Source organism: Pseudomonas sp. GW821-FHT09E04 (genome assembly GCF_059416185.1).
Genome location: NZ_JBWKOR010000003.1, coordinates 195984 through 211809, shown reverse-complemented (window position 1 = coordinate 211809; position 15826 = coordinate 195984). Strand labels below are relative to the sequence as shown.

The following is a 15826-nucleotide window of genomic DNA, read 5'->3' as shown; positions in this document are numbered from 1 at the left end:
CGTTCAGTTTCGACGTCTCGGTCTGGGAGTTCTTTTGGCCACTGATGACCGGCGCCCGACTGGTGATGGCGCGTCCGGGCGGCCACAAGGATCCGCTGTATCTGAGCGAAGTGATCGAGCGCGAACGCATCACCACGCTGCACTTCGTGCCGTCGATGCTCGACGTGTTCCTCGCTCACGGTGACACCGCACGTTGCAACGGTTTGCGTCAGGTGATGTGCAGCGGTGAAGCGTTGCCGGGCAGTCTGGTACGGCGCTTCAAGCAGCAATTGCCGAACAGTGGTTTGCACAACCTGTACGGCCCGACCGAAGCGGCCGTGGACGTCACGGCGTGGGATTGCGCCGGGCCGTTGGAGCTAACGCCAGACAACACGCCGATCGGCAAACCGATCGCCAACACCCGCATGTACATCCTCGATGCCCAGCAGCAACCGGTGCCGCAAGGCGTGGTCGGCGAGCTGTACATCGGCGGCGTGCAAGTGGCGCGGGGTTACCTGAACCGTCCTGAACTCAGCGCCGAACGTTTCCTTCAGGATCCATTCCAGCCGAACGGCCGGATGTATCGCACCGGCGACGTCGCCCGCTATCTGGCTGACGGCAACATCGAATACCTGGGCCGCAACGACGATCAGGTGAAGATCCGTGGCCTGCGCATCGAACTGGGTGAAATCCAGTCACGCCTGACCGACATCGGTGGCGTGCAGGAAGCGGCGGTGCTGGCCCGAGAAGATGTGCCGGGAGACAAACGCCTTGTCGCCTACTACACCGGCGCACGACTGGAAATCGACGTGCTGCGCGGTCACTTGCTCGAGCACCTGCCGGATTACATGGTACCGGCGGTATTCGTGCACCTGGATGCGCTGCCACTGAGCCCCAACGGCAAACTCGACCGCAAGGCACTGCCGGCACCCGATCAAGCGTCTGTGATCACTCGCGAATACGAAGCCCCGGTGGGCGAAGTGGAAATTCTCCTCGCCGGGCTCTGGGCCGAATTGCTCAACGTGGAACGGGTAGGGCGGCACGACAACTTTTTTGAACTGGGCGGACACTCATTGCTGGCGGTCAGTCTGATCGGCCGGTTACGTCAGGAAGGCATGGAAGCCGAAGTCAGGGCGTTGTTCGAGCAACCGACCCTGGCCGGTTACGCCGCAATTACGGAAAGAATGGAGATCGTCCTGTGAACGTGATCGAACTGTTGGCAACACTCAAAGCAAAAGATATCCAGTTGGCGGTCACCGACGACCAGTTGCGCGTACAGGGCAACAAACAGGCGCTGAGCGATCCGGCGGTGCTGGCGCTGTTGCGCGAGCACAAACCGGCGCTGATCGAACTGATCAAGGCCGGGCAATATTCAGCGACCAAGAGCGGTCAGGTCGACGTGCCGGCCAATGGCATTGCACCCGGCACCACGCGCATCACCCCGGCGATGCTGACCCTGGCCGAACTCGATCAGGCGGCGATCGACCGTCTGGTCGCCGACGTGCCGGGCGGCGCGGCCAATGTGCAGGACATCTACCCGCTCGCACCGTTGCAGGAAGGCATTCTTTACCATCACGTCAGCGCCACGCAGGGTGATCCCTATGTGATGCAGGCGCATTTCGCCTTTGCCGATCGCGGGCGCTTGAGCGCTTTTGTCCAGGCTTTGCAGGCTGTGATCGATCGCCACGACATCCTCCGTACGGCAGTGGTCTGGGAGGGGCTGGATACGCCGCAGCAAATGGTCTGGCGTCAGGCCGAATTGCCGGTGGAAGAGATCGATGCCGAAGGCGATGCGCTGGCGTACTTGCACGAGCGTTTCGACGCCCGGGAATTCCGTATGGACGTGAGCCGGGCGCCGATGATGCGTCTGGCCCATGCGTGGGACGACGCCGGGCAACGGGTGGTCGCGACGCTGCTGTTTCATCACATGGCGCTGGATCACTCGGCGCTCGACGTGGTGCGCCATGAGATGCGCGCGTTCCTTACGGGGCAGGGCAATCTACTGGGGCGGCCGGTCGCGTTTCGTGACTACGTGGCACAGGCGCGGCTGGGTGTCAGCGAAACCGAGCACGAGGCGTTCTTTCGCGACATGCTCGGCGATATCGACGAGCCGACCTTGCCGTTCGGTTTGCAGGATGTGCAGGGTGACGGGCACGGCATCACCGAGCTGAGTGTGCCGGTCGAACCGGCCTTGGGGCAGCGTTTGCGGGGGCAGGCGCGGCAGCTCGGGGTGAGCGCGGCCAGTCTGTTTCACCTGGCCTGGGCGCAGGTGCTGGCCACACTCGCCGGCAAGCAGCGCGTGGTGTTCGGCACAGTGTTGATGGGCCGCCTGCAAGGTGCCGAGGCCACCGACCGGGCGCTGGGTATCTTCATCAACACCTTGCCGGTGCGGGTGGACGTCGATACTCAGAGCGTGCGCAACGCCGTGCAGGCGACCCACGCGCGCCTGACCACGCTGATGCGTCATGAACACGCGCCGCTGGCGCTGGCCCAGCGCTGCAGCAGCGTGGCTGCGCCGACGCCGCTGTTCAGCGCCTTGCTCAATTACCGCCACAGCCATGGCGCGGCATCGGCGAGTGCACAAACCCTGTCCGCATGGGAAGGCATCACCACCCTGCACTCGGAAGAGCGCACCAATTATCCGCTGACCCTGAGTATCGATGACTTGGGTGATGCCTTCAGCCTGACCCTGCTCGCCACTACTGAAGTCGACCCGCAACGGGTATGCGATTACATGCTCGGTGCCCTGAGCGGTCTGGTGTCTGCGCTGGAGCAGGCACCGGATTCGCCGATCAGCCAGGTGCCGATCCTGCCGGACGCCGAGCGCGAGCAGATCCTGCGCGGCTTCAATGCGACCCAGGCCGACTACCCGCAAGGGCTGACCATTCATCAGCGTTTCGAGGCGCAAGTCATCGAGCGGCCGGAAGCGGTGGCAGCGGTGTTCCTCGGTGAACAGGTGACCTATGCCGAGCTGAACCAGCACGCCAATGCACTGGCCCATCATCTGATCAGCCTGGGCGTTCGCCCCGATGATCGCGTGGCCATCGTCGCCCGCCGAGGGTTGGATACGCTGGCCGGGCTGCTGGCGATTCTCAAGGCCGGGGCCGGCTACGTACCGGTTGACCCGGCGCATCCCGCCGAACGCTTGAGCTATCTGCTCAGCGACAGCGCCCCGGTGGTGGTGCTGACCCAGAGCGATCTGCGTGATCGACTGCCGACGCTGGACGTCCCGGTGATCGACCTCGACCGCCGTACCTGGCCACTGAGTCTGGCCCTCGATCCGCAGGTGCCGGGGCTGACCACAGAGCATCTGGCCTACGTGATCTACACCTCGGGCTCGACCGGTCTGCCCAAGGGCGTGATGGTCGAACACCGCACCCTGTCCAACCTCGTCGACTGGCATTGCGGCGCGTTCGATCTGTGCGCCGGCCGCCACACTTCAAGCCTTGCCGGGTTTGGCTTCGACGCCATGGCCTGGGAAGTCTGGCCGGCGCTGTGTGCCGGTGCGACCCTGCATCTGGCCCCGGCCCGCGACGGCAACGAAGACATCGATGCCTTGCTCGATTGGTGGCGCGCGCAGCCGCTGGATGTGAGCTTTTTGCCAACGCCGGTGGCCGAATACGCCTTCAGTCAAAACCTCGAACACCCGACCTTGCGCACGCTGCTGATCGGCGGGGATCGCTTGCGGCAGTTCAGCCGTCACCAGCATTTCGACGTGATCAACAACTACGGCCCGACTGAAGCCACGGTGGTGGCGACCTCGGGCAAGGTCGAGGCCGGGCAGACGCTGCACATCGGTCGGCCGGTGAGCAATGCCACGGTCTATCTGCTGGATGAGCAGCAACGTCCGGTGCCCATCGGGGTAGCGGGGGAGTTGTATGTCGGTGGCGCCGGGGTTGCCCGGGGTTATCTGAACCGTCCCGAGTTGACGGCCGAACGCTTTCTCGACGATCCATTCAACAGCGGGCGCATGTACCGCACCGGTGACCTGGCGCGCTGGCAGGACGACGGCACCCTCGAATACCTGGGACGCAACGATGATCAGGTGAAAATTCGCGGCGTGCGCATTGAACTGGGCGAGATTGAAACCCGGCTCAACCAGCTTCCCGGTATCCAGGAAGCGGTATTGCTGGCCCGCGAAGATGAACCCGGTCAGCCGCGCCTCGTCGCCTATTACACCGAACAGGCTCAGGTCGAACCGCAACCGGTGGCTGAGCTGCGCGCCTGCCTGCTGGCGCAATTGCCCGAGTACATGGTGCCGTCGGCGTTCGTGCGACTGGATGCGCTGCCGCTGACCGCCAACGGCAAAGTCGACCGTAAAGCCTTGCCGGCGCCGGACCGCGCGGCGCTGTTCACCCGTCATTACGAAGCACCGCAAGGCGAACTGGAAACCGCGTTGGCGCGGATCTGGGGTGAAGTGCTGCAAGTCGAGCGTGTCGGGCGGCGTGACCACTTTTTCGAGCTGGGTGGCCACTCGCTGCTGGCGATGCGCATGGTGTCTCAGGTTCGCCAACGCCTGGGCGTCGAGCTGGCCCTGAGCGAGTTGTTCGCCAATGCCGAGCTGTCAGCGGTCGCCGAGGTGCTGGCTCAGGCCGGGCGCAGTTCGCAACCGGCGATGCTGCCGGTGCCTCGTGACGGCGCGCTGCCGCTGTCGTTTGCCCAGCAACGACTGTGGTTTCTGGCGCGGATGGAAGGGGTCAACACCGCCTACAACATTCCGCTGGGCCTGCGTTTGCGCGGCCATCTCGACGAGGCGGCGCTGCAACAGGCACTGGCCCGGATCGTCGACCGCCACGAAACCCTGCGCAGCCGTTTTGTCCCGCACAACGATGAGGTGCAGGTGATGATCGCGCCGGTCGACAGCGGCATGCTGCTGCGGGTCGAGGATCTGCGTCAGCATCCACACGCCGACGAAGCCTTGCAGGCGTTGATCCGTGAACAGGCCTCGACCCCGTTCGATTTGCAGAACGATCCGTTGATTCGCGGACGTCTGGTCCGGCTGGCCGACGATCACCATGTGTTGCTGCTGACCTTGCACCACATCATCTCCGATGGCTGGTCGATGGGCGTGCTGACCCGTGAACTGATGGCGCTGTATCAGGCTTACAGCCATGGCGAGGCCGATCCGCTGCCGCCATTGGCGCTGCAATACGCCGACTACGCGACCTGGCAACGGCGCTGGTTGAGCGGTGAAGTGCTGCAGCGTCAGAGCGATTACTGGCAGCAGAATCTGGCGGGGGCCCCGACCTTGCTGGTGCTGCCGACCGACCGTCCGCGTCCGGCGCAACAGGATTACACTGGCAGCAGCGTCGAGTTCCGGTTGGACGAACCGCTGAGCGCCGCACTCAAGGCGCTGAGCCAGCGGCACGGCGTGACGATGTACATGACGATGGTGAGCGCCTGGGCGTTGTTGCTCAGTCGCTTGTCCGGCCAGTCCGACGTGGTGGTGGGTTCGCCGATTGCCAACCGTGGTCGGGCGGAAATCGAAGGGCTGATCGGGTTGTTCATCAATACCCTGGCCCTGCGGATCGATACATCCGGTGGGCTCAGCGTCGAGGCGTTGCTGGCCCGGGTCAAGGCGTGCACGCTGCAAGCCCAGGCCCATCAGGATCTGCCCTTCGAGCAGGTGGTGGAAGTCACCCGGCCGGCGCGCAGTCTTTCCCACAGTCCGTTGTTCCAGACCACCCTGAGCTGGGAAAACAGCGTGGGGCCGGATCTGGCGCTGGGTGATCTGGCGCTGGAAAGCGTGGCCGGTCCGGCTCAGTTTGCCAAGTTCGACCTGTCGCTGACCCTGGGTGAAACCCGCAGCGGAATTCGCGGAGCGCTGGAATACGCCACGGCGTTGTTCGATGAATCGACGATCCAGCGTTATGTCGGCTACTTCCAGCAACTGCTGCATGCAATGGTCTCCAACGATCAGGCAGAGCTGGAACAGCTCGATATGGTTCAGGCCCACGAGCGTGAACAGTTGCTCGTCACGTTCAACGACACGCACACGGCGTTTGTGTCGGGGCTGACCATTGCGCAGCGATTCGAGGCACAAGTGATCGAGCGGCCCGAGGCGGTTGCGGCGGTCAGTCAGGGGCAGGCGTTGACCTTTGGCGAGCTGAACCGACAGGCCAACACTCTGGCTCATCACCTGATCGGGCTGGGCGTTCGCCCTGATGATCGCGTGGCCATCGTCGCCCGGCGCGGGCTCGACACACTGGTCGGGCTGGTGGCCATTCTCAAGGCCGGCGCCGGTTATGTGCCGGTGGATCCGGCGCACCCGGCGGAGCGTTTGCACTATTTGCTGAGCGACAGTGCGCCCGTGGCGGTGCTGTGCCTGAGTGATTTGCGTGAACGCTTGCCGGCGCTTGATGTACCGGTGATCGATCTGGATTTGCGTACCTGGCCGGACAACGAGACCGGTAATCCGCAGGTGCCTGGCATGACCAGCGAACACCTGGCCTACGTCATCTACACCTCGGGCTCCACCGGTTTGCCCAAGGGCGTGATGGTCGAACACCACACACTGAGCAACCTCGTCGATTGGCATTGCAAGGCTTTCGACCTGTGCGCCGGGCGTCACACGTCGAGCCTTGCCGGTTTCGGCTTCGACGCCATGGCTTGGGAAGTCTGGCCGGCCCTGTGTGCCGGCGCGACCCTGCACCTGGCGCCGGCCCGCGACGGCAGCGAAGACGTGGATGCGTTGCTCGACTGGTGGCGCGCGCAGCCGCTGGACGTGAGCTTCTTGCCGACACCGGTGGCCGAATACGCCTTCAGCCAGAACCTCGAACATCCGACCCTGCGCACGCTGCTGATTGGCGGCGACCGTCTGCGTCAGTTCAATCGTCAGCAGTCGTTCGATGTGGTCAACAACTACGGCCCGACCGAGGCCACGGTGGTCGCCACCTCGGGCATTGTCGAAGCGGGGCAGGCGCTGCACATCGGCAAACCGATCGCCAACGCGACGGTGTACCTGCTCGATGAACAGCACCGCCCGGTACCTGTCGGCGTGGCGGGTGAGCTTTATGTGGGCGGCGCCGGTGTGGCCCGGGGCTACCTGAATCGTGCGGATCTGACCGAAGAACGCTTCCTGCGTGACCCGTTCAACCACGGCCGGATGTACCGCACGGGTGACCTGGCGCGCTGGCGCGCCGATGGTTCCATCGAGTACCTGGGGCGCAACGACGATCAGGTGAAAATCCGCGGCGTGCGTGTCGAACTGGGCGAAATCGAAACCCGCCTGAATCAGTTGCTCGGCATCCAGGAGGCGGTGCTGGTGGCCCGCGAAGACGAGCCCGGCCAGGTGCGGCTGGTGGCGTATTTCACCGAGCAGGCACAGGTCGAGCCGTTGGCCGTGGCCGAACTGCGGGCGCACCTGTTGACCCAGTTGCCGGAATACATGGTGCCGGCGGCCTTCGTCAGACTCGACACGCTGCCGCTGACCGCCAACGGCAAGGTCGACCGCAAGGCCTTGCCAATGCCGGATCGCAGCGCCTTGTTCACCCGCGACTACCAAGCACCGCAAGGTGAGCTGGAAACCACTCTGGCGCAGATCTGGGCCGACGTGCTGCAAGTTGAGCAGGTCGGACGTCAGGATCACTTTTTCGAACTGGGCGGCCACTCGTTGCTGGCGATGCGCATGCTGTCTCAGGTGCGCCAGCGGCTGGGGGTGGAACTGACGCTCGCTGAGCTGTTCGCCAATGCCGAACTGTCAGCGGTCGCCGAGGTGCTGGCCCAGGCCGGGCGCTGCACGCAACCGCCGATCATGCCGGCGCCGCGGGACGGCGCGCTGCCGTTGTCGTTCGCTCAACAACGGTTGTGGTTCATGGCGCAACTGGAAGGCGCCAACACCGCCTACAACATTCCCCTCGGCCTGCGCCTGCGCGGTCGCCTCGACGAAACCGCCCTGCAACGAGCACTGGCGCGGATCGTTGAGCGTCACGAAACCCTGCGCAGCCGCTTCGCCCAGTTCAACGATGAAGCCCAGGTGCTGATCGCGCCGCTCGACAGCGGTGTGCTGCTGCGGGTCGAAGATTTGCGCCACCACCCGCAAGCCGACGACGCCTTGCTCGCGCTGATTCAGGGTGAAGCCTCGGGGCCGTTCGATTTGCAGGACGACCCGTTGATTCGCGGGCGTCTGGTGCGACTCGCCGATGATCATCATGTGTTGCTGCTGACCCTGCACCACATCATCTCCGATGGCTGGTCGATGGGCGTCCTGACCCGCGAATTGATGGCGCTGTATCAGGCGTTCAGCCATGGCGAGGCCGATCCGCTGCCGCCGTTGGCGTTGCAATACACCGATTACGCCGTGTGGCAGCGCCGCTGGTTGAGCGGTGAAGTCTTGCAGCGTCAGAGCGATTTCTGGCAGCAGACCCTGGCCGGTGCGCCGGCCTTGCTGATGTTGCCGACCGACCGTCCACGCCCGGCCCAGCAGGATTACGCTGGCAGCAGTGTCGACATCCGGCTGGATGAGCGTTTGAGCGCCGGGCTCAAGGCGCTGTGCCAACGCCACGGCGTGACGCCTTACATGGCGGTGATGAGTGCGTGGGCGATGTTGCTCGGTCGCTTGTCCGGCCAATCGGACGTAGTGATCGGGTCGCCCGTCGCCAACCGCAACCGGGCGGAAATCGAAGGGCTGATCGGATTGTTCGTCAACACGCTTGCGCTGCGCATCGATACTTCGGGTGCGCTCAGCGTCGAAGCGTTGCTGGCGCGAGTCAAGGCGTGCACGCTTGAGGCGCAGGCCCATCAGGACCTGCCGTTCGAACAGGTGGTGGAAATCACCCGGCCGGTGCGCAGCCTGTCACACAGCCCGTTGTTCCAGACATTGTTGAGCTGGGACAGTGGCAGCGGTGCGACGCTGGCTCTCGGTGACCTGACGCTGGAAGGCGTGGCCGAGCCGAGCCACTTCGCCAAGTTCGACCTGTCGCTGACGTTGGGCGAAGCCCAAGGTGTGATCCGGGGTTCGCTGGAATACGCCACGGCGTTGTTCGATGAGTCGACGATCCAGCGTTATGCCGGTTACTTGCAGCAACTGCTGCAGGCCATGGTCAGCAACGATCAGGCGTTGCTGGAGCAGGTCGATGTGCTGGCGGAGGATGAGCGTCGGCACTTGCTGCATGACTTCAATGCCACTGACGTTGATTACGATCTGGAGCAGAGCATCCACGGTCTGTTCGAGGCGCAGGCCTTGCGCACGCCGCAGGCTGTGGCGGTGCTCTCAGGCGAACAGCGGCTGAGCTATGCCGAGCTGAACGCTCGGGCCAACCGTTTGGCGCATCACTTGCGCGGACTGGGCGTTGGCCCGGATGCGCGGGTGGCGATCTGCGTCGAGCGCGGGCTGGAGATGGTGGTCGGGTTGCTGGCGATTCTGAAGGCCGGTGGCGGTTATGTGCCGCTGGATCCGGCGTATCCGCTGGAGCGTCTGGCTTACATGCTGGAGGACAGTGCACCGTTGGCGGTGCTGGTGCAGGGTTCGAGCCGCGAACTGTTGGGTGAGGTGTCGGTGCCGGTGGTCGATCTGGATCGCAACACCTGGCAATCGCTGTCGGCCGAAAACCTTTCCGTTGATGGACTGACCCCGCAACACACCGCCTACGTGATCTACACCTCGGGCTCCACCGGTCAGCCGAAAGGTGTGATCAACGAGCATTCCGGTGTGGTCAACCGCTTGCTGTGGATGCAGGACGCTTATCGCCTGACGGCTGAGGACGTGGTGCTGCAGAAAACCCCGTTCAGTTTCGACGTCTCGGTCTGGGAGTTCTTCTGGCCGTTGATGACCGGCGCCCGACTGGTGATGGCGCGTCCGGGCGGCCACAAGGATCCGCTGTATCTGAGCGAAGTGATCGAGCGCGAACGCATCACCACGCTGCACTTCGTGCCGTCGATGCTCGACGTGTTCCTCGCCCATGGCGACACCGCGCGTTGCAACGGTTTGCGTCAGGTGATGTGCAGCGGTGAAGCGTTGCCGGGCAGTCTGGTACGGCGCTTCAAGCAGCAATTGCCGAACAGTGGTTTGCACAACCTGTACGGCCCGACCGAAGCGGCAGTGGACGTTACCGCATGGGATTGCGCCGGGCCGTTGGAGCTAACGCCAGACAACACGCCCATCGGCAAACCGATCGCCAACACCCATATGTACATCCTCGATGCCCAGCAGCAACCGGTGCCGCAAGGCGTGGTCGGCGAGTTGTACATCGGGGGTGTGCAAGTGGCTCGCGGTTATCTGAACCGGCCCGAGTTGAGCGCCGAGCGTTTCCTGAACGATCCATTCCAGCCGAACGGCAGGATGTACCGCACCGGCGACGTCGCCCGTTATCTGGCCGATGGCAACATCGAATACCTGGGCCGCAACGACGATCAGGTGAAGATCCGTGGCCTGCGCATCGAACTCGGTGAAATCCAGTCTCGCCTGACCGACATCGGCGGTGTGCAGGAAGCGGCGGTGCTGGCCCGCGAAGACGTGCCGGGAGACAAGCGCCTTGTCGCCTACTACACCGGCGCACGTCTGGAAATCGACCTGCTGCGCAGTCAACTGCTGGAGCACCTGCCGGATTACATGGTGCCCGCAGTGTTCGTGCATCTGGACGCTCTGCCGCTGAGCCCCAACGGCAAACTCGACCGCAAAGCCTTGCCGATGCCGGATCAGGCCTCGGTGATCACTCGCGAGTACGAAGCGCCCGTCGGCGAGGTGGAAATTCTCCTCGCAGGGTTGTGGGCCGAACTGCTCAAGGTGGAGCGAGTAGGGCGCCACGACAACTTCTTCGAACTGGGCGGACACTCGCTGATGGCAGTCAACCTGGTGGCGCGGATGCGCCACGTCGGGCTGACGGCTGATGTGCGTGTGCTGTTCAGCCAGCCGACGCTCGCCGCACTGGCCGCCGCGGTCGGCGATGAGACGGAGAGCGAAATCCCGGCCAACCGGATTGCACCGGACTGCAAACACATCACCCCGGACATGCTGCCACTGGTTGCACTGGATCAGCCCGCCATCGACCGCATTGTCGCCAGCATTCCCGGCGGCGCAGCGAACGTGCAGGACATTTATCCGTTGGCGCCGTTGCAGGCCGGCATTCTGTTCCATCACTTGTCGGCACCCCAGGGCGATCCGTATGTGTTGCAGGCGCAGTTCGCCTTTGCCAATGAATCACGCCTGAGGGTGTTCGCCGAAGCCTTGCAGGCCGTGATCGAGCGCCATGACATCCTGCGCACGTCGCTGTTCTGGGACGGTCTGCAAGAGCCGGTGCAAGTGGTCTGGCGTCAGGCGTCGCTGGTGTGTGAAACGGTGGAGCTGGATGCTGGCGAAACTGATGCACTCGATCAGTTGCGCAGTCGGTTCGATACCCGGCAATACCGCATGGCCGTCACACAGGCGCCATTGATGCGAGTGGTGCACGGCTGGGACGCGGTCAATCGGCGCGTGGTGGCGCTGCTGCTGTTCCATCACCTGGTCATGGACCACATTGCGCTCGAGGTTCTGCGCCACGAGATGCAGGCAGTCCTGCTCGGCCAGGTGCGGCAACTGGCCGAACCGGTGCCTTATCGCACCTATGTCGCCCGTACTCGCTCGGGGCTGAGCGAAGAGGAACATGAGACGTTCTTCCGTGACATGCTCGGCGATATCGACGAACCGACCCTGCCGTATGGCCAGAGTTCTGTCGCGGACAGCGGTAACGGGCATGCGCAGCGGCTGCTGAACACTGCGCTGAGCCAGCGGGTCAGGGCCAAGGCCAGGCGCCTGGGCATCAGCGCCGCCAGCCTGATGCACCTGGCCTGGGCCAGCGTGCTGGGGCAACTGTCGGGGCGTGAAAACGTGGTGTTCGGCACCGTCATGCTCGGCCGGTTGCACGGCGGTGAAGGTGCCGAACGGGCGCTGGGCGTGTTCATCAACACGCTGCCGCTGCGCATCGATCTGGACGGGCAATCGGTGAAAGAAGCGGCGCTGGCAACCCATCAGCGCTTGAACCGCTTGCTGCATCACGAACACGCGCCGCTGGCGCTGGTGCAACGTTGCAGCGCCATGGCCCCGGGGTCGCCGCTGTTCAATGCGTTGTTCAATTACCGCCACAGTGGCGGCGGGGGCACGCCGTCCGACGAAGTCGTGGCGGCATGGCAGGGCATGCAGTTGCTCGATGCCGAAGAACACAGCAACTACCGCCTGAGCCTGAGCGTCGATGACCTGGGCGAAGACTTCAGCCTGACTGCGTTGACCATGTCCGGGATCGACGCCGAGCGGATCTGCGACTACATGGATCTTGCGGTCGACAGCTTGTTGCAGGCGCTGGAGCGGACGCCGCAACTGGGCATCGATCAGTTGTCGATCCTGCCGCGGGATGAGCGGCGGCAACTGCTGGTCGAGTTCAACGCCACTCAACGGGATTACCCGGCGACGTTGACGGTTCATCGTCTGTTCGAACAGCAGGTGACGAAGCATCCGCAAGTGGTGGCAGCCGTGCATGGTGCGCTATCGCTGAGCTACTTTGAGTTGAATGAGCGGGCCAATCGCCTGGCCCATCACTTGATCGGCCAAAGTGTGCAACCGGGCGATCACGTGGCGATCCTGCTGCCACGCTCGCTGGATCTGCTGATCGCGCAACTGGCCATCGGCAAGTGCGCGGCGGCGTATGTGCCGCTGGACATCAACGCGCCGGCCGAGCGTCAGGCGTTCATGGTCGAGGACTGCGGGGCGAAAGCGCTGTTGACCTTCAGCACTGAAACGGTTGATTACGCAGTGCGCCGGATCGATCTGGATGTGCTGAAGCTTGATGCGCAACCGACGAACAACCCGGATCTGCCGCAGTCCTCGGAATCGCTGGCCTACATCATGTACACCTCCGGCTCCACCGGCACGCCGAAAGGAGTGATGGTGCCGCACCGGGCGATCGGTCGACTGGTGATCAACAACGGCTACGCCGATTTCAATCCGCAGGACCGTGTGGCGTTTGCCTCCAACCCGGCATTCGATGCCAGCACCATGGACGTCTGGGGGCCGCTGCTCAACGGTGGGCGCGTAGTAGTGATTGATCACGCGACCTTGCTCGATCCACTCGCGTTCGGACGTGAGCTGGCCAACACCGGCGTCACGATCCTGTTCGTCACCACCGCGCTGTTCAACCAGTACGTGCAGTTGATTCCCGAAGTCCTCAAAGGATTGCGCATCGTGCTCTGCGGTGGCGAACGCGCTGACCCGGCCGCCTTCCGCCGCTTGCTGGCCGAGGCGCCAAGCCTGCGTATCGTTCACTGCTACGGCCCGACCGAAACCACCACCTACGCGACTACTTTTGAAGTCCGCGAAGTGGCAGAAACTGCCGACAGCGTGCCGATTGGCGGCCCGATCTCCAACACCCAGGTCTATGTACTCGATGCCCGCCAGCAACCGGTACCGATGGGCGTCACCGGCGAGTTGTACATCGGCGGGCAAGGCGTGGCGTTGGGTTACCTCAATCGCCCGGACCTGACCGCCGAGAAATTCCTGCAAGACCCGTTCGGCGATCAACCGGGCGCGTTGCTGTACCGCACCGGCGACCTCGCACGCTGGCTCGCACCGGGGCAACTGGAATGCATCGGTCGTAACGACGATCAGGTGAAGATTCGTGGCTTCCGCATCGAACTGGGGGAAATCGAAAACCGCCTGCTGAACTGTGAAGGAGTGAAGGAGGCCATCGTATTGGCCCGTCAGGACGGCCAGGAACCGCTGCGTCTAGTCGCGTACTTCACAGCTGAAGAGGGCATCAACAGCGCCAGCCTGCGCGGTCAATTGCAAGCACGTCTGCCGGAATACATGGTGCCGTCGGCCTGGGTGCAGCTCGACGCGTTGCCGCTGAACAACAACGGCAAGGTCGACCGCAAGGCGTTGCCAGTTCCGGCACAGGACGCACTGCTCAGTCGTACCTATGAAGCCCCGGCCAATCCGCAGGAGGAAACCCTCGCTCAGTTGTGGGCCGAGGTGTTGCAGGTCGAGCAGGTTGGTCGTCACGACAACTTCTTCGAGCTGGGCGGGCATTCGTTGCTGGCGATTCGTCTGGTCAACCTGATGCAACAGAACGGCCTGGAGGTGACGCTGGCCGAGCTGTTCCAGCACGCCAGCATCGAGTCGCTCGGCACGTTGCTCAGCCAGCGCACAGGCGCTGAACAGCAAGATGACGGGCTGGTCGTGGTGCGTGCCGGTGGCGCAGACACACCGTTGTTCCTGATGCATGAGTTCAGCGGGATGGACGCTTACTTCCCGGCGCTGGGCCTGCATATCGAGGGCGATTTCCCGATCTACGGGCTGCCGGGCATTCCGTTCGGCAAGGCACCGCTGCGCACCATGGAATGCCTGGCGGCGCGCATGGTGGAGATCATCCGTTCGGTGCAGCCGCAAGGGCCTTATCGCCTGGCCGGCTGGTCGTTCGGCGGGGTGCTGGCCTATGAAGTGGCGATGCAGTTGCTCGGCATGGATGAGACGGTAGCGTTCGTTGGCCTGATCGACAGTTTCGTGCCGCGCCTGACCGATCAGGGCAAGGCGCGCTGGAGCGACGAGCATGCGCACAAGCGCCAGCTGTTGCAGCACTGCACGATGTACCGCGCCTCTCTTGGAAACGCGGGACAAGCCGCACTGGCGCATCTGGCGGTGTTGCAGACCGAGCTGGAGCAGATTGACTTCCAGTCGCTGTTGCAGCGCTGCCGGGAGGAGCAATTGCTGCATCCGGACATGGCCGCTGCCGCGCCTCAAGACCTCTGGCATTACCTCGACCGCGAGGTCGCCCACGGGCATGCACTGGCGCATTACCGGATCAATCCATTGGGCATCCCGTTGCATCTGTTCCGGGCCCAGGAGCATCCGACAGAGCTATCTCGTCGTCATCCGACCCTGGGCTGGGCGGACGAGGTGCCGGCCACGCTGCTGCGCTGCATCGACGTGCCGGGCGATCACCAGAGTATGATGCAGGCGCCGCATGTGCATGTGCTCGGTCAGGCGCTCAGCCAGGCGTTGCAGGCGTCGGCGACGGTCGAATCCCGGGCGTATCAGCCGTTGTTGACGATCCAGACCGGCTACACCGGGCACGCGCCGATCTTCTGTGTGCCGGGGGCTGGTGACAGTGTCACCGGGTTTATCCATCTGACCGAGGCGCTGGGGCCGGAGTGGCCGATTTACGGGCTGCAACCCCGAGGCCTAGACGGCGCGACCGTGCCGCACAGTCGGGTCGAAAGCGCTGCCACGTTTTACGTGCGGGCGCTTGAGCAACTGTACCCGCAAGGGCCGGTGCATCTGATCGGGCATTCGTTCGGTGGCTGGGTGGCGTACGCCATGGCGGCGCAGTTGCAGGCTGCGGGGCGCGAGGTGGCGTCCCTGACCCTGATCGACAGCGAATCGCCGGGCGGCAACAGCGTGGTGGGCAAGCCTTACACCACCACTGCAGCGCTGCTGCGACTGATCGAGTCGCTGCAACTGTCCAGCGGCAAGTCTTTGGGCATTGATGCGCTGGCCTTCGCCGAAGCTGACGACACCACGCAAATGCGCCTGCTGCATGACGGGATGGTGCACGCGGGTGTGCTGTCTGAACGTGCGTCAACCGATGCGATGCAGGGCCCGGTGCGCACGTTCGCCACCGCGCTGCGCACGGTCTATCGACCGGCTCTGGCCTACACCGGGCCGGTGCGCCTGGCGCTGGTGGACGACCCGACGCTGGACGCCTCGGGCAACCAGCGCGAACAGGTTGCAATGCTCGAAGGCTGGCAGCGCGAGGCCAGGGATCTGGCGGTGTGGTACGGCCCTGGCAACCACTTCACGATTCTCAAGGCACCCAACGTCTTCAGTCTCGCGGCGTGGTGGCATGACGGGTTGACGGTGGCGGCTGGCCAAGTGTTGTCCTGA

Annotated in this window: 2 protein-coding genes (1 of these 2 running past the window's edge); both read left to right on the top strand. The window is 64.0% G+C overall.

Annotation, left to right across the window (positions count from 1 at the left end):
* Positions 1 to 1181, top strand: partial view of an amino acid adenylation domain-containing protein gene (locus tag AC07N4_RS12135; protein ID WP_493066152.1) — the 3' end only. 15088 nt of this gene lie to the left of the window's left edge; 1181 of the gene's 16269 nt are visible here — the last part of the coding sequence; the start codon falls outside the window, past its left edge; it ends in the stop codon at positions 1179 to 1181.
* Positions 1178 to 15826: an amino acid adenylation domain-containing protein gene (locus AC07N4_RS12130; protein WP_493066153.1), complete on the top strand. Its 14649-nt coding sequence runs from the start codon at positions 1178 to 1180 to the stop codon at positions 15824 to 15826. Before AC07N4_RS12135 ends, AC07N4_RS12130 begins: the two co-directional genes overlap by 4 nt.